The 19,065-nt window shown below is 43.2% G+C and carries 16 protein-coding genes; 13 read left to right on the top strand and 3 right to left on the bottom strand.

The window, feature by feature from the left end; translation table 11 throughout:
• Positions 1-18 precede the first annotated feature (18 nt).
• The 3 genes from sufB to ACN6KS_RS08710 all read left to right on the top strand — a co-directional run bounded on the left by sufB (position 19) and on the right by ACN6KS_RS08710 (position 5,517).
• Positions 19-1,416 (top strand): Fe-S cluster assembly protein SufB, encoded by a 1,398-nt coding sequence (sufB, locus tag ACN6KS_RS08700; protein WP_042186357.1) that lies wholly within the window; start codon positions 19-21, stop codon positions 1,414-1,416.
• A 475-nt stretch (positions 1,417-1,891) separates the two neighbouring features.
• The gene (locus tag ACN6KS_RS08705) at positions 1,892-3,652 is read left to right on the top strand and encodes an ABC transporter ATP-binding protein (protein ID WP_094870371.1); all 1,761 of its coding nucleotides are present in this window, start codon (positions 1,892-1,894) and stop codon (positions 3,650-3,652) included.
• Between the two features lie 5 nt (positions 3,653-3,657).
• On the top strand, positions 3,658-5,517 hold the full coding sequence (locus ACN6KS_RS08710) for an ABC transporter ATP-binding protein (RefSeq protein ID WP_094870372.1): 1,860 nt from the start codon (positions 3,658-3,660) through the stop codon (positions 5,515-5,517).
• A 69-nt stretch (positions 5,518-5,586) separates the two neighbouring features.
• Here the strand turns inward: ACN6KS_RS08710 and ACN6KS_RS08715 are convergent, their stop codons facing one another.
• The 3 genes from ACN6KS_RS08715 to ACN6KS_RS08725 all read right to left on the bottom strand — a co-directional run bounded on the left by ACN6KS_RS08715 (position 5,587) and on the right by ACN6KS_RS08725 (position 7,787).
• Positions 5,587-5,835, bottom strand: coding sequence for a DUF7667 family protein (locus ACN6KS_RS08715; RefSeq protein ID WP_094870373.1), 249 nt, complete (start codon positions 5,833-5,835; stop codon positions 5,587-5,589).
• A gap of 120 nt (positions 5,836-5,955) precedes the next feature.
• Positions 5,956-6,996 (bottom strand): HD-GYP domain-containing protein, encoded by a 1,041-nt coding sequence (locus ACN6KS_RS08720; protein WP_094870374.1) that lies wholly within the window; start codon positions 6,994-6,996, stop codon positions 5,956-5,958.
• Positions 6,997-7,073: 77 nt separating this feature from the next.
• Positions 7,074-7,787 (bottom strand): molybdenum cofactor biosynthesis protein, encoded by a 714-nt coding sequence (locus ACN6KS_RS08725; RefSeq protein WP_440961806.1) that lies wholly within the window; start codon positions 7,785-7,787, stop codon positions 7,074-7,076.
• Between the two features lie 136 nt (positions 7,788-7,923).
• Between ACN6KS_RS08725 and ACN6KS_RS08730 the strand changes: the two genes are divergently transcribed.
• From ACN6KS_RS08730 to ACN6KS_RS08775, 10 genes are all read left to right on the top strand, one after another.
• Entirely contained in the window at positions 7,924-9,363 is a 1,440-nt protein-coding gene (locus tag ACN6KS_RS08730; RefSeq protein WP_440961807.1) for a bifunctional metallophosphatase/5'-nucleotidase, read from the top strand.
• A 73-nt stretch (positions 9,364-9,436) separates the two neighbouring features.
• Positions 9,437-10,264 carry an undecaprenyl-diphosphate phosphatase gene (locus ACN6KS_RS08735; RefSeq protein ID WP_440961808.1) on the top strand — a complete coding sequence of 276 codons (828 nt, stop codon included), beginning with the start codon at positions 9,437-9,439 and terminating at the stop codon, positions 10,262-10,264.
• Between the two features lie 145 nt (positions 10,265-10,409).
• Positions 10,410-11,513 carry an HD-GYP domain-containing protein gene (locus ACN6KS_RS08740; protein ID WP_094870378.1) on the top strand — a complete coding sequence of 368 codons (1,104 nt, stop codon included), beginning with the start codon at positions 10,410-10,412 and terminating at the stop codon, positions 11,511-11,513.
• Between the two features lie 231 nt (positions 11,514-11,744).
• The gene (yfkAB, locus tag ACN6KS_RS08745; protein WP_440961809.1) at positions 11,745-12,881 is read left to right on the top strand and encodes a radical SAM/CxCxxxxC motif protein YfkAB; all 1,137 of its coding nucleotides are present in this window, start codon (positions 11,745-11,747) and stop codon (positions 12,879-12,881) included.
• Positions 12,882-12,932: 51 nt separating this feature from the next.
• Positions 12,933-14,261: a hemolysin family protein gene (locus ACN6KS_RS08750; protein WP_094870414.1), complete on the top strand. Its 1,329-nt coding sequence runs from the start codon at positions 12,933-12,935 to the stop codon at positions 14,259-14,261.
• A gap of 163 nt (positions 14,262-14,424) precedes the next feature.
• On the top strand, positions 14,425-15,105 hold the full coding sequence (locus ACN6KS_RS08755) for a response regulator transcription factor (RefSeq protein WP_042125880.1): 681 nt from the start codon (positions 14,425-14,427) through the stop codon (positions 15,103-15,105).
• A complete protein-coding gene (locus ACN6KS_RS08760) occupies positions 15,102-16,856 on the top strand; it encodes a sensor histidine kinase (RefSeq protein ID WP_094876197.1) in 1,755 nt (584 codons plus the stop codon). The genes ACN6KS_RS08755 and ACN6KS_RS08760 overlap by 4 nt, the downstream gene beginning before the upstream one ends.
• A 42-nt stretch (positions 16,857-16,898) precedes the next feature.
• Positions 16,899-17,423 (top strand): CDP-diacylglycerol--serine O-phosphatidyltransferase, encoded by a 525-nt coding sequence (pssA, locus tag ACN6KS_RS08765; protein WP_094870381.1) that lies wholly within the window; start codon positions 16,899-16,901, stop codon positions 17,421-17,423.
• 7 nt (positions 17,424-17,430) lie between these two features.
• The gene (locus ACN6KS_RS08770; protein WP_094870382.1) at positions 17,431-17,925 is read left to right on the top strand and encodes a DedA family protein; all 495 of its coding nucleotides are present in this window, start codon (positions 17,431-17,433) and stop codon (positions 17,923-17,925) included.
• A 48-nt stretch (positions 17,926-17,973) separates the two neighbouring features.
• Positions 17,974-18,999, top strand: coding sequence for an AI-2E family transporter (locus ACN6KS_RS08775; protein WP_440961810.1), 1,026 nt, complete (start codon positions 17,974-17,976; stop codon positions 18,997-18,999).
• Positions 19,000-19,065 lie beyond the last annotated feature (66 nt).

The raw sequence follows: 19,065 nt of genomic DNA on the forward strand, positions 1-19,065 counted from the left end.
AACAAGGAGGCTGACACCATGGCTAAGAAAGCGCCTGATATGGAAGAATACCAGTACGGGTTCCGTGATGAGCATAAGTCGATATTCCAGTCTGGTAAAGGTTTGACGGCCGAAATTGTTAAAGAAATTTCAGCAATCAAAAATGAACCACAGTGGATGCTTGATTTCCGCTTAAAATCCCTTGAACAGTTCCGTAAAATGCCAATGCCTACATGGGGCGGCAATATGGACGATTTAGATTTTGAGGATATTCAATATTATGTAAGACCTTCCGAGAAACAAGGGAAGACTTGGGAAGAAGTTCCTTCCGAAATCAAGGAAACCTTTGATAAGCTGGGTATTCCTGAAGCGGAACAGAAGTTCCTCGCCGGCGTCTCGGCACAATATGAATCTGAGGTTGTATACCACAGCATGCAGAAGAGCCTTGAAGATCAAGGGGTTATTTTTACAGATACCGATACTGCACTGCGTGAACATCCAGAACTTCTTAAGAAGTTCTTCGGGACGATCATCCCTCCAACCGATAATAAATTTGCAGCACTTAACAGTGCAGTTTGGTCAGGCGGAAGCTTCATCTACGTTCCTAAAGGTGTGAAATGTGAAGTTCCTTTGCAGGCTTACTTCCGTATTAACTCCGAGAACATGGGACAATTTGAGCGTACCTTGATCCTCGCTGACGAAGACAGCTTCGTGCATTATGTAGAAGGTTGTACAGCGCCAATCTATAGCACGAATTCTCTGCATAGTGCGGTTGTTGAAATCTTGTGTATGAAGAACTCACGCGTGCGTTATACTACGATTCAGAACTGGGCTCCAAACATCTACAACCTCGTTACTAAACGTGCGGTTGCAGAAGAGAATGCTACGATGGAATGGGTCGATGGCAACATCGGTTCCAAGTTGACTATGAAATACCCTGCGGTTGTTCTTAAAGGCCGTGGAGCTAAAGGTTCAGTGCTGTCCATCGCGGTAGCGGGTAAAGGCCAGCATCAGGATGCAGGCGCCAAGATGATCCATTTGGCTCCAGACACAACTTCCACCATTGTATCGAAATCAATTAGTAAGCACGGCGGTAAAGTGACTTATCGTGGTCTTGCTTCCTTCGGCCGTCAGGCAGAAGGTGCGAAATCGAACATCAAATGTGATACACTCATTTTGGATAACGAATCCACTTCGGATACGATTCCTTACAATGAAATCATGAACGATAACATCGTTCTTGAGCACGAAGCAACGGTATCCAAAGTTTCTGAGGAGCAGCTGTTCTATCTAATGAGCCGCGGCCTAACAGAAGCTGAGGCAACTCAAATGATCGTTATGGGCTTCATCGAACCGTTCACCAAAGAACTGCCGATGGAATATGCAGTCGAAATGAACCGTTTGATCAAATTCGAAATGGAAGGAAGTATCGGTTAACCTTGATTTATCAAGGTTCCGGCTTCACTCTAATAAGTAATACAAAATACGTATTCGCAGTGATCTTGATGCTTTTATGCTCAAGTCACTCGAATACGTATTTTTTTATTGGAAATTGAAGTGAGGTTTTCATTTGAGAGGCCTAAAATCCAAATTTTATGCAAAAAAGCATGATAAAAGTTTTTTTTGGAGGAGGCGGTCACATTAAGGATTATGATGTTTCTTAATTCAACAGCATTAAGGAGGAAACTCGAGTATTTTAAGACAATGATGGTCGTTTATCACCTATATATGGGTCTTTTTTCCGAAATAACAGGATAAACGCTCAATTCTACCCTTTGCCGCTTTAAATTAGGGATGATACACTGCTTAAAGTCACTAAATTGAAAGCGCTAAAAAATAGCTTTACGAAGTAAAGCTAAGTCTATGCTTACGAAGGTCAGCTTTACTTCGTAAAGCTTTAAGGAGGAGAGATATGGATGTTCTCAGGCAACTGCGAGGCTATTACCGAGAGAAGCTGCATTATTTAATTCTTTCGATTGTATGCTTGGCCGCCGCAACTGCAGTGGGGCTAATTACCCCCAATTTGTTAAGGAAGCTGATCGATGAAGTAATTGTTCCACTCAAGTTTAAAGAGGTGCCTGTGTTGGCTCTCAGTGTGTTAGCTGTAGTAATCGTAAAAGCATGCCTGCAATTTGCACATGGTTTTTACGGAGGGCGGTTAGGTAATTTTCTAGCATATCGGCTACGTAACGCTTGTTATGAGAAATTGCAATTTCTATCTTTCCGTTATTATGATACCGCGAAAACAGGAGATCTGATGTCCCGGCTGACCGGGGATTTGGAAGCGATTCGGAACTTTATCGGTTTTGGTTTTGCTCAGTTGCTAAATGTGTTTTTTATGGTGTTCTTTGGTTCTATTATGATGTTCACCATTAATTGGCAGCTAACATTGGTTACTTTGATTACTATGCCATTTCTGGCAGCAGTAGCTTTAAGATTTGAGTCCAAGATTCATCCGGCCTTCCAAGAGATGCGCCTTGCGCTGAGTTCTCTGACAACGGCTGTACAGGAGAATATCACGGGTGTGCGAACTGTCAAATCGTTTGCTAGAGAGGCTCACGAAGTTGAGAAATTCTCACACCGTAATGAACGTTATAAGAATAATCAGATTTTTGCCGCAGAGCTCTGGAGTAAGTTCTTTCCTGTCATGGAGCTTTTAGCATCGGTGAGTATAGCTATCCTGTTAGGCGTGGGTGGTACACTTGTCATTAACGGGAAAATGTCACTAGGGGAATTGGTCGCCTTCTTCAGTTTGATTTGGTACATCATTGGACCGGTATGGGGGCTAGGCTTTCATATTAATAACTATACACAGTCCAAAGCTTCGGGAGAACGTGTACTTGAAGTACTTAATCAAAAAATTGATGTGAAGGATATAGAGGATGCCCGTGAACTGGTGCCTTCCGAGGTTAAAGGGGACGTTGCCTTTAATCATGTCACCTTTGCGTACGGGAACAAAATGCCTGCTGTTACTGACATCCATTTTGAAGCCAAATCAGGTGAAATTATCGGATTTCTTGGAGGCACAGGTTCAGGTAAATCCACTATTACTCAACTGATGATGCGTGCTTATGATGTAAATGAAGGGAGTATTACGCTGGATGGCATTGATATTAGAGAATATAGTGTGCGCAGTCTGCGGTCACAGATTGCCACCGTATTCCAGGAAACATTCCTGTTCTCCTCATCCATCCGCAACAATATCTCATATGGCTTGAAAAATGTAAGCATGGAGGAGATTATCCGTGCTGCACAGCTGGCAAAGGCGCATGATTTCATCATGGAGATGGCAGACGGCTATGACACTGTAGTGGGTGAACGCGGGATGGGGCTCTCTGGCGGACAAAAGCAGCGGATTGCGATCGCAAGAGCCCTGCTTAAGAATCCGCGTATTCTCATCCTCGACGATGCGACTAGTGCGGTCGATATGGAAACGGAACATGAGATTCAAGCAGGATTCCAGGAGGTCATGAATGGGCGTACAACACTTATAATTGCCCATCGGATATCCTCCTTGCGACATGCGGATCAGATCATTGTCATGAACGAAGGTCATGTTCAGCAGCGTGGTACTCATCAGGAGCTAATTGAGGTTCCGGGCCCATACCAAGATGTATACCGGATACAATATGCTGACTATCTGGCCAGAGCTACCGGAAGAGGGGAGGAGTGAGGCATATGAAACTTGAAGCCAAACAGAACACCGCTACGGTAGCAAAGCGTAAAGCAGCCGAGCAGAAGACACTTGATGAACGTTTCGTGTACAAAGACGATGATGTTATCGACAAAGCGTTTGACTGGAAGCAGTTCACCAGATTATTCAGCTATATGAAGCCTTACGCCAAACAGATGCTTCCACTGGTATCTATCATGATGATTCTGGGAACCATTACGAAGCTGACCGTTCCTTTCTTGACAAGTTTAGCTATCGACCGTGCTATAGCGCCTAAGGTTGGGAATCCAAGCTTAACACTTCTTTATTCGCTTACGGCAGGTGTCATTGTCTTATATCTCATTCAATGGATTGCAGGTGTGTACCGGATTAAGTACACGAACATCATTGGACAAAGAGTCATTTATGACTTGCGTTCTGACTTGTTCAAGCATATTCAGAAGCTCTCTTTTAACTTCTTCGATAAACGCCCGGCAGGCTCGGTATTAGTACGTGTAACGAATGATATCAACTCACTGCAGGATTTGTTCACGAACGGGGTAGTCAATCTGATGATTGACTGTGTACAGCTTTTGGGGATTACCATTATTCTGTTATTGATCAACTGGAAACTTGGTCTTGCAGTAATGGTTACGGTTCCGATCATGTTCTTTATTTCTACTAAGCTGCGTCAGAAGATTCGGATCGCTTGGCAGGATGTGCGGATGAAGAACTCTAGAATTAATTCTCACTTAAACGAATCGATTCAGGGGATCAGAGTCACACAGGCCTATACACAAGAACGTGAAAACATGAATTATTTCGATTTTATGAATACAGACAGCAAAAAGTCCTGGAATAAAGCATCTGCGATGAACCAAGCTTTCGGGCCGATGATCGAGATCACTGGTGGTTTTGGAACGATGATCCTCTTTTGGCTAGGAGCGTATCTCATCCAATCTGGCGAGCTTACTGTCGGTTTGCTGGTAGCGTTCAGTTCTTATGTCAGCAACTTCTGGGACCCGATCAACCGTCTGGGGCAGATGTATAACCAGCTCCTGGTAGCGATGGCTTCCTCAGAACGGATCTTTGAATATTTGGATGAGCAGCCTTCGGTTCAAGATAATCCAGGGGCTAAACCACTAGGGATGATTCGTGGAGATATTACCTTTAATAAAGTTGTTTTTGAATATGAAAAAGGTCGGGCGGCTTTAAAAGGCATCGATCTGGATGTAAAAGCTGGGCAATCGATCGCGCTGGTGGGTCATACTGGCTCAGGGAAAAGTACAATTATTAATCTGATTGGCCGGTTCTATGATATTAAGAGCGGAAGAATTACGATTGACGGTGAAGATATCCGTGAAGTTACACTAGATAGTCTGAGAAGGCAGATCGGAATCGTGCTGCAGGACACCTTCATCTTCTCAGGAACGATTCGCGATAATATCCGATTTGGCCGACTGGATGCTACCGATGAAGAAGTGGAAAATGCTGCGAAAGCCGTAGACGCCCATGACTTTATTATGAAGCTTCCTGGCGGGTATGAGACAGAGGTAGAAGAGCGTGGTAGTGCCTTGTCCATGGGACAGCGTCAGCTGCTCTCCTTTGCCCGTGCACTATTGGCGAATCCACGGATTCTGATCCTTGATGAAGCTACGGCAAGTATTGATACAGAAACGGAGCTGAAGATTCAAGAGGCACTCAAAATCTTACTTCAGGGCCGGACCTCCTTTATCGTCGCTCATAGACTATCTACCATTCGCCATGCGGATAAAATAGTCGTTCTGGACCATGGTGAGATTAAAGAAGAAGGAACCCACCGGGAACTGACATCACGTGATGGTGTGTATAACGGTTTAATAGAAGCGCAGTTCCGCTTTCTATAGCAAAGAACAACAGCCCATTCCCTTTGCGAAAGCAACTGAGGAGTGGGCTGTTTTATATCGTACATCCAATTATTTCGGGCGTTTAGGCAATCTACCCGTTACACGTAACTCAAACATTTGGGCACAAATATCCTGATGCCACTGTGTATCCGTTGTTTGTTCCGCTAACAGTATTTCATTTTGTAGCCGAGCCATCTCGAAGCAGTAAGTAGCATTCACCTGAAGGCATTGCTGTTGTTCCGTTTCTTCGGAGGCTGTAAGCTGACGTAGACGACTTAGAGTGAATAGCTCGGCAAGACGTTCATGGACTGGAAGCATACATTTTACCTCCTGGAAATAGTTAAGCCACATATTAGTCTCGCCAAAAAATTTGTACTCCAATCATCAAATGTGATGACAGAAAAAATCCCCCTAAAGAAAACGGGGGATCAAAGCGCCCTAGTCCATATAAATTTCTACAATGGCAACGTTCCGTTCGCGGGAAAGATCCACGAACATTCCGTCAATCTTTACCAGTGGACGGAAAATATCGACCATATTGTTCATAATAATCACGCCAATATCACCTGTGTCCAGCAACACACGCTTGCCGATGAAATTGGGCATTAAATGCTGGATAAACGCTTGAACCGTTCTAGCATTCAGTTTACCGAAGCTTAGATTGTTTATTTCACGCAGGACGGAAATAAGCTCTTGCTTCGACTGATAGACTCGTTTAGAAGTCATCGCACTATAGATGTCAGCTACAGCTGCGATTTGTGCATAAGGATGAATATCGGCTTTGGTTAGACCGCTCGGATAGCCAGAGCCGTCCTCACGTTCATGATGTTGGAGAGCAGCCAAAGCTGTGTAAGAATCGTCCATGGAATTCCGTATAATTTCGTAGCCGTACTTTGTATGTAGTTTGATTTCCTCGAACTCATCTGGCGTTAGCTTGCCTGGTTTATTCAAGAGAGAGGGTGAAATCCGACATTTTCCAATATCAATCAAATATCCTGCACGACCAATTTCATAGCATTCTTGTTTGGAATAACCAAGCCATATCGCAATATAATAAGAGAGCATGCCTACCTGAAGGGAGTGATTGTAGGTATAGTTATCTTCCCGATCTAGCAAAAGCAGGAGGGACACTACATCTTTATGCTTGTCCAAAGTTTGAAGCGAAGGCTGAAGAATGTCGTTTACCACGGATTGGTTGAAGCTTCCTTTTAATAACGCTTCCATATAAAGAGACTCGAAGCCGTCAATCATGGTATCAAAACTAGTGGTCACCGTTTGAATAATTGAAGGTCTGCTGAGGGGTGATACCTCTTCCTCTAACGTCTCGATATCAACATAATCAACTCCGAGCTGCATCAGCTTGGCAATATCATTTATTTGGAGCAGCGATCCTTTTGGTAATACATGTAAACCCCTAGAACTATACGCGTCCGCGTTAAGGTGATTACCAGGTTTTAGATCCGAGACGTGTACTCTCAATGCCTATGCCACCTTTTATCCGATTTTATCCAGAATATCAACAAAGTTCAGATTTTTCAATCAAAAAGGAGAAAAGATTATTTGGAGGTTATATCGATAGCTTTTTGATCAGAGTTCACCCAATGTTGGCCCGATTCATTAATGTCTTTTTTCCAAACGGGAACCGTCTGTTTCAATCGTTCAATGGCAAAGCGGCTGGCTTCGTAACAGGTATCGCGATGGGGTGTGGAGATGGCAATGATAACACTTGCTTCCTTTAAACCTACATGCCCAATGCGGTGAGATATGGCGCAGTTTGCGCTCCAGCGGTTCTTGACCTCTTTACCAATCTCCTCTAGTTTACTTAAGGCCATAGGAATATAGGCTTCATAATGAAGTGCGGTTGTACGTTGTTCACCGGTCATTTCACGTGTAGTGCCGATAAATACTAAGGATGCTCCGTGATCGACGTCAAGAACAGCATTTAGAAGCTTCTCTGCATTTAAAGGCTGGTCCGATATACTGTAGAGACCATTAGTAGAAGTTTCATATATAGTGCCATTCTCCCCCCCGGAAACTGGAGGAATAAGTGCGACTTCGGAAGACGCTGTGATGATAGAATCATCAGGAGCATATTCTTGGTCAATGGCAATTAAAGAAGCCCCAATTTGGGATGCTGCGTTCGGATAAGAGGCAGATAGAAGCTCCTTCAGCTTGCCAGCTGTTAAGGGAATCTCAGTCGCTTGGAAGGACAGAGAAGAAGAGCCGATTGTCTCAGCCAGACCCGCGAATAGTCGGATAGTAATATGCATTTTTATTCTCCTCTGATGTATGATCTGATGTCTTCAATATACCATAATGTGTCTGAAAATGTTATGCTAGGCTCTATAAGATCACGCACCGACTGCTTCATTAAAGAGCAGCTCAAGGGTAGGAGGAATGTTGCTTATGGGGCATGTGCCGCAAAGACTGACCATACTTCATACCAATGATATACATAGCCATTTTGAAATGGTAAGTCCGATGGCAGCGGAAATATTCGCACAAAGGGCTGCAGCGGGAGAAGAGCCTGTACTGCTGCTGGATATTGGTGATCATATGGATCGTGCAGCTGTTGAAACAGAAGGCACTATGGGTCAGGCTAACATCGACGTATTAAACTTAACAGGATATGATGCTGTAACCATTGGCAATAATGAGGGACTTACGTTCTCACAGGAAATGTTGTCATCTATTTTTGCCGGGTTACAGTGTCCGGTAGTTTGTTGTAATTTTGTAGAGTCTTCGACAGGAAAGCCACCAAGCTGGATGAAGTGTCATGCGATCTTGGAGAAGGATGGAGTTAGAATTGGAGTGACCGGAGCAACAGCGGCATTTACTTCGTTCTATTCCCTTTTGGGCTGGGATGCTTTAGATCCTGAGACTGCGCTCCGGGAACAATGCCAACTTTTAGCGCCACAGGTGGATATTTTAATCGTTCTATCTCATCTCGGACTTCCTACGGATAAAATTCTGGCAGAACGGTTAGAGGGCGTACATGCCATTCTTGGTGGACATACGCATCATTTGCTGGAAGAGCCGCTCATGATTAACGGAACAGCGGTATGCGGAGCGGGGAAATTCGGGCGTTATCTCGGGAAGTTGCAATTTGAGCGGAGAGATGAACAAGCTGAATTCTACCTGGTTACAGGTGGATGTATTTCAATTGACCCCTTACTTAAGGAAGGGATTGTAGGTCCTGCCGTCGCAATTCATTTGGAGCATGGTCGTGAATCTCTTCAGACAGTAGTAGCGATTACAGATCGTGAGCTTCCTTTGGATTTGCAGGGAGAGTCTCCTTTTGGCAATCTTCTGGCACAAGCAGTACGTAGATTTACAGGAACTAGTTTGTCATTAGTTAACACGGGTCAACTGCTAGGACCATTGCCGGAAGGCGAGGTTACGACAGGGATGCTACACGCACTTTGTCCTTCTCCCATCAATACTTGCATAATTAAGCTAAAGGGTAAAGATATTCGCACAGCTTTGGAACAGAGCCTTACAGAGGAATTTTATAATAAGGTCATCTACGGGTACGGTTTCCGCGGGATTCATCTGGGCAGTTTGGCAGTAGATGGATTAAAAATCTTGTACGACCCACTAAAGATACCGTATGATAAGAGTGTTGCAGTTTTTGTCGAAGGAAACCCACTGGAGGATGAAAGAGAGTATAATGTTGGTACGCTGGACATGTTTACTTTCAGGGCTGGCTATGAGACGATCGCGAATGGGAAGGATGCTTTGTTTCTATTACCACATTTTTTGCGCGATCTCTTGCGGATGGAGTTACAGCGTCCAAACAGCCTCGATGAATGCTTGCTTACTCGCTGGGAGGCTAAGTCTGAATAAGGCCAACAGCTCATAATCTACACTTATAGGCTCGATCTAACAGTGCTAGATTTCCAAAAATAGGAGGACAGTTATGGACACGATTACCGCTATTATTCTAGCAATTGTCGAAGGGATCACTGAATTTATTCCTGTATCTTCGACCGGGCACATGATCTTGACTACGAAGCTATTGGGTTTCGCTGAGCAAGATTCGATTATGAAGACTTATGAAATTGTAATTCAACTAGGGGCGATTTTGGCGATTGCACTTGTTTACCGCAAGCGTGTGCTTAATTTGCTAGGGATAGGACGTAGTAGTTCGGGCAGAGGAGGCGTTATGCCGGCAGCCCGTCTGAATTTAATTCATGTGATTCTTGGGATTGCCCCAGCGCTTGCTGTGGCATTTTTTGCCCGTGATTTTATCAAAAGTCTCTTTGGTGCTTCCACTGTGCTCTGGGCGCTTGTGGCCGGAGGGATTCTAATGATTGTAGCAGAATGGGTGAACAGACGCAAAATACGGATTACTGCTCACGAACTGGATGATTTGTCTTACGGACAGGCGTTGGCGATTGGATTGTATCAGATTATTTCGGTCCTCTGGCCTGGCTTCTCCCGCTCCGGGTCTACGATTTCTGGAGGGATGTTAAGCGGGGTCAGCTATAAGGCCTCTGCGGATTTTTCCTTCCTCATAGCGATTCCTATCATGTGTGCGGCTTCCGGATATGAACTGCTGGATTCGTATAAAGATTTCACAAGTGAGTCGATTGGTTATTTTGTAATTGGATTTTTGATTTCTTTTGTAGTGGCGTATATAGTAGTCATTTTGTTTATGAAATTGATTCAGAAAATTAGATTAACGCATTTCGCGATCTATCGATTCATACTTGCTGCTGTATTCTGGTTGTTTATTATGCGTTAATGTCCATTGGCATATACCTAGACACATCTGATTTTCTTAAAGGTACACCTGTCTGAATGTCCATCAAAACGGTATAGACAAAGCGTGTTGCCCAAGGATTTCAATACAGAATAGTATTTTACCGTTAAAGGCAGGAGTGAGTTTAGTGCGTTTAGTATCCGTGAATCAGCTTCAAGCAGGCATGAAATTAGGTAAAAAAATATATAATGATGAAGGTCTAACTCTACTCGCGGATGGGGTGGAGCTTACGGATGCATTGATCAAGCGTCTTGCAAGGATTGACATCGGCTATATCTACATAGAGGATTCTGTCACAGACGATATTGTGATTACTAGTATTCTACAGGATGAGACGCGCAATCAGGCCCTAAAGGTGATTCGTAATCAATTTCAGCATATGTCTGGGGCTTCAGGAATTACCAAGGGTCTGTATCATCTGGACAAAAAATTTTCTAAGATCATGGATAATATTTTAGATGATATGTCTTTGCAAGAAGATCCGATGATCATGCTGATGGATATGCACACTGCTGATAACTATTTATATGTCCATTCCCTGAATGTCTGCTTGTACACTTTAGTGCTTGGTATAGCTCACGGGTATAGCAAAGAGGAACTTCGAGTGATTGGGCTTGGCGCGCTGCTGCATGATATTGGGAAGACACAAATTCCGATAAAAATCGTACAGAAACCCGGCAGGCTCAGTGATGAAGAATTCCGCCACATGCAGGCTCATACCGAAATCGGGTTTCAGATTCTAAAGGAGGAACCGAATATCCCGCTGCTCGCAGCACATTGTGCCTTGCAGCATCATGAACGTATCGACGGTTCCGGATATCCTCGGGGATTAACAGGACCCCAAATCCATGAATATGCCAAGTGGCTGGGTATAGCGGACTCCTACGATGCCATGACCTCCAATAGAGTCTACAAAAAGGCTATGCTGCCACATCAAGCCGTTGAGGCCCTCTATGTTGGTTCCGGTACTTTGTATGAGCAGAAGCATTTAGAGTTGTTTAGAGATCGCGTAGCTATCTATCCGCTGGGACTTACGGTGAAGCTTAGTACGGGTGAGAGCGGGGTTGTGGTCAAAATAGATCCAAGTACGCCTCACAGGCCCACCATACGTGTGCTTACGGGTGCTGAAGGAGAGAAAGTCGTACCATTTGAACGAGATCTTAGTAAAGCCCTCTCCGTTGTTATTATTGACGTCGCAGAACAAGGCGGTTCTTTGGAAACGCAAAATTGATTATTTATAGCAGCGTGGAGAGAAGATTAGGCTTGTCCGAAGAGATGTCGGAAGCCTATTTTTCGTCTCGCTGCTTTTATTTTTTTGAAATGTAAGGTAAGTAAAGACGGCCAGAAAGACATCCAAAGTGCAGTTTTTTTGACTAACGTGGTATGATATAGGGTAAGTCATCGTTCTTTCTTCATGATTTTGGGTTAATAATAGGAATAAGATTTAAAGGAGCTAGTACAAATGAATGTTTTAAGACCATTAATATCTTCACCGAGGGAGCTGTCGCCAAGTTACGATCCATGGGATCCAATCACTTCTCTACGTAAGCATGGCCGCCATGTGCTAACGAGTGTGGAATTCACTGTAACCAATTTATGCAATATGCGATGCGAGCACTGTGCTGTAGGTGATAGTCTAACCTCTAGAGAAGGGGATATGCTACCCCTTAAGAATATGCTAGACCGTTTAGAGGAAGTTGAACATCTGGAGACCATTAGTATTACAGGCGGAGAGCCTATGTTCCGCGCCGGAACAGTAGATAATATCATTGTGCCATTGTTGAAGTACGCCAAGGAGCGGGGAATCAGATCACAAATTAATTCTAATCTGACAATGCCATATTCCCGATATGAGAAGCTGCTTCCTTATCTGGACGTTATGCATATTTCATTTAATTATGTGAACGGTGATGATTTTCATGAAGTCGGTTTTGCGAACAGTGGTCATGCGGTTGCCAAGGAAGCCGCTTACCGGTTATATAATACAATGATTGAGAACTCTCGTCAGTTAAGTGAGGATGGTATGTTAATTTCTGCGGAAACTATGATTAATTACCGTACCCACACTAAGCTGCCTGAAATTCATAAGCTGATTCTTGACATGGGAGCAAAACGACATGAGGTTCATCCGATGTACAATTCAAGCTTTGCTTCCGCACTGCCAGTGTTGTCCTTAAATGAAATGCGGACTGCGATCCATTCGTTACTGGACCAGCGTGATCCAGAGGTATGGATGCTGTTCGGCACGCTTCCGTTTTTTGCATGTAGCTTCCTGGAAGAAGATCAGAAGTTGCTAAGTAGAATGCGTGCAGAGAAGAATGTTACGCTTCGTAATGATCCGGATGGTCGGAATCGTGTGAACGTAAATATGTTTACTGGAGATGTTTTTGTTACAGATTTCGCGGATATCGCAGCCTTTGGTAACATAGATAACCAAAAATTGGATGATATATTTATCGATTGGCAGACGAAGCATCCGCTGAACCAGAAGGTAAACTGTCACTGCGATGCAGCTGGTTGTTGCGGACCTAACCTGTTAGTAGCGGATATGTATTATCCGGAAGTGGACTTCAAAACTAGAAAAGCGATCAATCTGTAGAAATGAGGCGTTGTTAACGTGGTGCATACGGAATTTGAAGTTGGGAGATTAATGCTTAATCTTTTGCTTGTTCTGGTGCTCGTATTATTGAACGGTATTTTTGTAGCAGCGGAGTTCTCATTAGTTAAGGTCAGACAGTCTCGTCTGACCCAACTTGTCAGTGAAGGTAATAAAATGGCTGGATATGCACTCAAGGTCAATAAGAAACTGGATTCTTACTTATCTGCCACCCAATTCGGGATAACACTTGCCTCATTGGGGTTAGGTTGGGTCGGTGAGCCGGCCATTTCTGAGCTGCTCGTTGAACCGTTAATGTATAAGATGGGAATTACCGATGGTACTCTGATTTCTACCGTTTCTGTTGTTATTGGGTTTTCAATTATTACATTTTTACATATTGTACTTGGTGAGCTTGCACCGAAATCCCTTGCAATTCAAAGAACAGAAGGGTCAGCGCTATTGCTCTCGGCACCTCTGATGTTCTTCTATAATCTGTTCATGCCTTTTATCTGGGTACTGAATGCATCGGCGAACGCATTGCTTCGCTTAGTGGGTGTTGAGCCTGCGAATGAGGGAGAAGCCGCCCACTCAGAAGAGGAAATTCGTATCCTGATGAATCAGAGTGCTAAGAGTGGTGTCATTGATAAAGATGAGATGAAGCTGATGGATAATATCTTTGAATTCTCTGATCTGCTCGCACGTGAAGTTATGATGCCGCGTACGGACATGGATGTGCTGTACAGTAATCTTTCGCTCGAAGAAAACATGAAGATCATTACCGAAACGAGACATTCACGTTATCCGGTTGCCTTTGAAGATAAGGACCGTATTATCGGTTTTATTCATATTACCGACCTGTTGTTTGCTCCACCTGAGCAGCAGAATGATCTTACGACTTTGGTTCGACCGATCCTTAACGTACCGGAATCGATGGAGATTAGCCACACACTGCGATTTATGCAGAAGAATAAAGCTCAGCTAACGCTAGTTGTTGATGAATACGGCGGTACAGCCGGGCTACTGACAGCAGAAGAAATTCTGGAAGAAATCGTAGGCGATCTTCATGACGAGTTCGAAGATGAGCGTCCAAGTGTGGAACGTAATGGAGAGTATATTTCCGTTGAGGGCCGGATGTTGATTGAAGATGTCAACGATCTTACAGGTGTAGTGATCGAAGATGATGAAGTGGATTCCATAGGTGGCTGGTTGTTTAAGGAGCTGGAAGGTAATCCAAGTAAGGGTAAACGAGTTAAAGTTGAAGATGTTGTTTTTGAAGTAGAGGAATCGACAAGACTACGGATTACTAGAATTAATATTCATCACGAACCGCGTGTGGAGGATGAAGAAACCTCTTCAGAACAAGACGAGGATAAAGATTAACCTATTGAAAATAGTACGTATTGTTCCGGGTGATCAGGGATAAAATGAACTCCTCCTGCTAGAGCTGCATGGCTCATGACAGGGGGAGTTTTTTGTGGACACATAAAGGACATAGCGTTCGACTATGCTAATGTTTATAAATGATTTGAAAGCGGGGTCTAGATTGAAAAAGAAGCTTCTTCTCGTTGAGGATGAAATTCGTATTCGTGAACTGGTGTCTGATTATTTCATACAGAATGATTGGGAAGTGCTCGAAGCGGATAATGGAAAAGATGCATTGATTTGGTTTGACTCACTGCTGCCGGATCTGCTGATTTTGGATATCATGATGCCTGCCATGAATGGTTTTGAAGTGTGCCGAGAAGTTCGTGAGAAATCAGCGATACCAATCATATTGTTAACTGCCAAGTCCACAGATGAAGACAAGATCTATGGATTTGAATTAGGTGCGGATGATTATGTTACAAAGCCATTTAGTCCAAAGGTACTGGTAGCCCGGGCAAATGCACTTATGAAGCGTGTTGAAGGCACCCATCAGCCTGAATCCAGCATAATAAAATTTGGTTCCGCGATGTTTAACACCTTAGCTCATCGGTTAGAGGTAGAAGATGCAGAAGTGGAGCTTACCCCTAAGGAATACGATCTTTTATGGCTTTTAATACGAAATAAAGGGATTGTCATTTCAAGGGATACAATCCTTAGTCGGATCTGGGGAATTGAATTTGAAGGAGATTCCAGAGTTGTGGATAGTCATATCAAAAAGCTGCGAAGTAAATTAGGTTATGAATCTCGGTTTATTCGTACGGTGATTGGCACAGGGTACATGTTTGAGGAAGAGGCATGAGAAGACGCGGAATTACCTTTAAACTGTTTGTGATGACTGTTATCTTTTTCCTCTGCTTTTATGGGATGGTCATTCTAAGCCAAACGCTATTGTTTGATAATTTCTACCAAAAACAAAAAGAGAACCGCGTGGAGAAACATCTTAAGAGCTTTGCTGCAAGATATATAAGCGAGCCGTGGGGAAGCACTCGAACCTCCCAGGAGCTCGTTCGGTTTATGCTGCGGAATAAAACACAAATGGTTATTTTGAAGCTGGATGGAAAAATGAATTCGGAAGATCCATTTCATATAAAGTTAATTGATGATGATGGAAAGAGTATGGTTGTTTCTTTATCCCTATTCATGAATCAGTACGGGGATGCGCTTAGAGCAGCAAACATAAAAGTAGATGATCAGTTGAGCGTTGAAGGTGAACTTCTGGATGAAGACAGTTCTTCACCCGTTATACTCTACCCTATAAGTATTACAAAAAAAGGGAGCGGGACAATAGGGGAGACGGAAGAAACCGGGATGATTCATGCATCTGGTACAGTTGCAGAAATTGTACTGCCTGATATGAAAATATGGAATCCACGCCAAGGCATACTGTTTGAGGCTCTAGAGGAATGGTTTCCTTTGACGCCGGCGCAGATAGACGACTTCAAAAATTTGAAATTGCAGAAGCAAGACTGGATTGCTCCCTGGAGTGGGAGTCGTAATTCTGTGATTATCATGCCCCTTAAGCAAAGCAACGGAGAAATTGAACTACTATTCACAGTTACCTCATTACAGGAAGTCAAGGATTCGAACGAGGCGTTGCGTTGGTTCTTTTTATATCTGGGAATAGGCGGTATTGTTCTGATTTTGGTTCTTTCTCTCTTTTTTTCGAAAATGGTCACGCGTCCGCTAATTAAGTTAAACAACATAGCCAAACGGATGGTTTCTCTGGACTTTACAGGGGATACATCGATTCGGCAGAAGGATGAGCTAGGCAGTCTTTCTAATAGCATGTTTACTTTATCACTAAGTCTGGATTCTGCTTTACGAGAGTTAAGAGAGGCCAACCAGCAGCTGGTTGAGGATATGGAGCAGAAACAAAGAATGGAGATCATGCAGCAGGACTTTTTTGCCAATGCCTCCCATGAATTGAAGACACCGCTCAGTATTATCAAAGGTTTTGCGGAGGGATTAGAAGACGGTGTTAGCGCCGGAAAGCAGGATCACTACATTAAGGTGATTATTGAGGAAGCAGATAAAATGGAGTTTCTTGTTAAAAACATGCTAGATCTAGCTCGGTTGGAGTCGGGCACGATTAAACTTCGGAAAACTTCCTTCATGTTAAGTGAACTGACGGAAAAGGTGACGGACAAGCTGGTTCACTTGCTGAGTGAAAAACATTTGGAGGTCATCATTATTCCTGCGAACGAATTACCAATATATGCTGATATGAACTGGATCGAACAAGTTGTGCTGAATTTTATGACCAATGCTATCAGACATGCGGAAGAAAGAAGTTCTATCACTGTCAATATTGAGAGTCATGCCCAGACTATTGTATTCACTGTTCAAAATATAGGAGAATCTATCCCCGAAGATCAGCTGGAGCAAATTTGGGAACGGTTCTATCGGTCTGAGCCGTCTCGCAGTCGAATGACGGGTGGTACAGGTCTGGGGCTTTCCATTGCGAAGCGAATACTAGATATGCACGCTTGTCTTTATACAGTGAAAAATACGGAGAACGGCGTCAGCTTTACTGTGACCTTTGAAGGTTAAACGGATCTACAAAAAATACTACAATGAAAGGGGTGAAACCGTATGAAATTGAATTGGTTGCCTTCAATGTGCACACTTGGAAACTTGGGGCTTGGATCACTATCTTTGTATTTCACGGTTCAAGAACGATACAGCCTGGCTTTATTAATGATATTGTTTGCGGCAATATGCGATGTACTCGATGGATTACTGGCAAGAATACTGCAATGTACCAGTGAATTCGGTAAACAATTGGACTCATTGGCGGATATTATATCATTTGGTTTAGCGCCAACCTTCCTTATCTTATTGTATAGGTTAGAAGATGCTCACTGGATTGGACCTGCAGCTTCAGTTTTCTTTTTGATCTGTGGGGCACTTCGTTTGGCCAGATTTAATCTGTCAGCGCCTTCCAAAGGGTTCGTGGGGATGCCCATTACTGCTGCTGGAGTCATTCTGTCGATGATTTCTTTACTAGATGAACGAATGAAACCAGGACTAGTCATCGTATTAATGGCAATACTGTCCGTAATGATGGTCAGTCGTATCCCATTTCCGTCACTTAAAAAATCCTTCAACAGGAAGTGATACACCCATGCCTTGGATTATTGAGATCATTTCGCAGTACGGATATTTAGCCATATTTGCCCTTATGGCACTTGGGATTATCGGACTTCCTGTACCGGATGAGGTGTTAATGCTGTTTGTAGGCTATTTATCATCCGTTATGGTTTTGGACTTTTCACTTTCTGTATTGGTTTGTTTCATGGGATCTATCACAGGAATGCTTATCAGCTATACCATTGGTTTAAGACTAGGGCAACCTGTGGTAGAAAAATTCGGCAAGTGGGTTGGACTTACACCCAAGCGTTTTGCCAGTATGAAAAGATGGTTTTTGCGGTTCGGCAACTGGGCGATTTTCATTGCCTATTTCATTCCCGGTCTGAGGCATGTATCAAGCTATATCTCAGGAATCAGTGCGATGTCTTTCAAAAAATATATACTCATAACGACTGCAGGAGCCCTAACCTGGTCACTCCTTTTTGTTTCCATCGGCTTTTTTGTGGGGGCAAGGTTTTCCTTTTTATAGCCAATGGATGATCAGCAATATTAATCGCAATTGAATGGAGCAAGATCTATGAATGTATTGAAGCGATTCTACGCGAATATAACCACCAGGCGTTTTTTTATTCTCGCACTTATCGGGTTGCTGCTGTTCAGTATTCGAGGAATGCTTAATCTGGTGTTGCTGACGTTTTTGATTGCTTTTGTCATGAACAGCTTTCAGACATTGCTTAGTAAACAAATCGGTAAATTTATGAAGGTTAACAGTAAGGTGATTATTGTCATTTTATACCTCGCTTTAATCGCAGTGATTGTACTGGCCCTTGCTAAATATCTCCCTAAAGTATTGGAACAGATTAAGCAATTAACCATCTTCCTTACCAATCTCAAATCAGAAGATCTTCCGCAGAACAAGATTACATTGTATTTGTATGATATGTTCAGGGACCTTAACTATCAGTCCTACATCAAAAGAGGTATCGATTATGTGCTGAAGGTTAGCAACTGGGGTGCGACATTTGTTATATCGACCATTCTAAGTTTTGTGTTTATTCTGGAGAAGAACCGGGTCGTCAGTTTCACTTCTAGGATGAGAGAGAGCCGGATTGCCTGGTTTTATATAGATTTGGAGTATTTCAGCCGAAAATTCATCGTTTCCTTTGGGAAAGTAATTGAAGCACAAATTCTCATTGCCATGTTCAACACCTGTCTTACTGTGATTGGCTTGTGGCTGCTTAACTTCCCATATTTATTTGCCCTTTCGATCTTGATTTTTCTGCTCAGTCTCATTCCGGTGGTTGGTTTTTTGATTTCGCTCATTCCGCTCTTAATCATCGGCTACAACATCGGTGGTCTGACAACAGTCACTTATGTGCTGGGGATTATTGCGGTATTGCATTTTATCGAAGGCTATTTCTTGAATCCTAAGTTGATGTCTACAAAAATGAATTTGCCGATGTTCTACACCTTTATCGTGTTGTTGTTTTCTGAGCATTATATAGGTGTGTGGGGACTTCTTCTTGGCATTCCCATCTTTGTATTTATGTTGGATATCCTTGAGATTACCCACGAAGATTCGTCCGAAAAAGTGAAGCCTTGATCTTAATACTCAATATGATCCAAGTTACAAGCTGTTTTCGGTACTTTTCCGAAGGCAGCTTATTTG

It is taken from the genome of Paenibacillus nitricinens (genome assembly GCF_052056485.1).
GTDB classification, from domain to species: Bacteria; Bacillota; Bacilli; order Paenibacillales; family Paenibacillaceae; genus Paenibacillus_AQ; species Paenibacillus_AQ nitricinens.

Excerpts from the sequence above, each read along its gene's own strand:
- sufB (WP_042186357.1), top strand. The coding sequence starts at position 19 with ATGGCTAAGAAAGCGCCTGATATGGAAGAATACCAGTACGGGTTCCGT.
- ACN6KS_RS08705 (WP_094870371.1), top strand. The coding sequence starts at position 1,892 with ATGGATGTTCTCAGGCAACTGCGAGGCTATTACCGAGAGAAGCTGCAT.
- ACN6KS_RS08710 (WP_094870372.1), top strand. The coding sequence starts at position 3,658 with ATGAAACTTGAAGCCAAACAGAACACCGCTACGGTAGCAAAGCGTAAA.
- ACN6KS_RS08715 (WP_094870373.1), bottom strand. The coding sequence starts at position 5,835 with ATGCTTCCAGTCCATGAACGTCTTGCCGAGCTATTCACTCTAAGTCGT.
- ACN6KS_RS08725 (WP_440961806.1), bottom strand. The coding sequence starts at position 7,787 with ATGCATATTACTATCCGACTATTCGCGGGTCTGGCTGAGACAATCGGC.
- ACN6KS_RS08730 (WP_440961807.1), top strand. The coding sequence starts at position 7,924 with ATGGGGCATGTGCCGCAAAGACTGACCATACTTCATACCAATGATATA.
- ACN6KS_RS08735 (WP_440961808.1), top strand. The coding sequence starts at position 9,437 with ATGGACACGATTACCGCTATTATTCTAGCAATTGTCGAAGGGATCACT.
- yfkAB (WP_440961809.1), top strand. The coding sequence starts at position 11,745 with ATGAATGTTTTAAGACCATTAATATCTTCACCGAGGGAGCTGTCGCCA.
- ACN6KS_RS08750 (WP_094870414.1), top strand. The coding sequence starts at position 12,933 with ATGCTTAATCTTTTGCTTGTTCTGGTGCTCGTATTATTGAACGGTATT.
- ACN6KS_RS08760 (WP_094876197.1), top strand. The coding sequence starts at position 15,102 with ATGAGAAGACGCGGAATTACCTTTAAACTGTTTGTGATGACTGTTATC.
- pssA (WP_094870381.1), top strand. The coding sequence starts at position 16,899 with ATGAAATTGAATTGGTTGCCTTCAATGTGCACACTTGGAAACTTGGGG.
- ACN6KS_RS08770 (WP_094870382.1), top strand. The coding sequence starts at position 17,431 with ATGCCTTGGATTATTGAGATCATTTCGCAGTACGGATATTTAGCCATA.
- ACN6KS_RS08775 (WP_440961810.1), top strand. The coding sequence starts at position 17,974 with ATGAATGTATTGAAGCGATTCTACGCGAATATAACCACCAGGCGTTTT.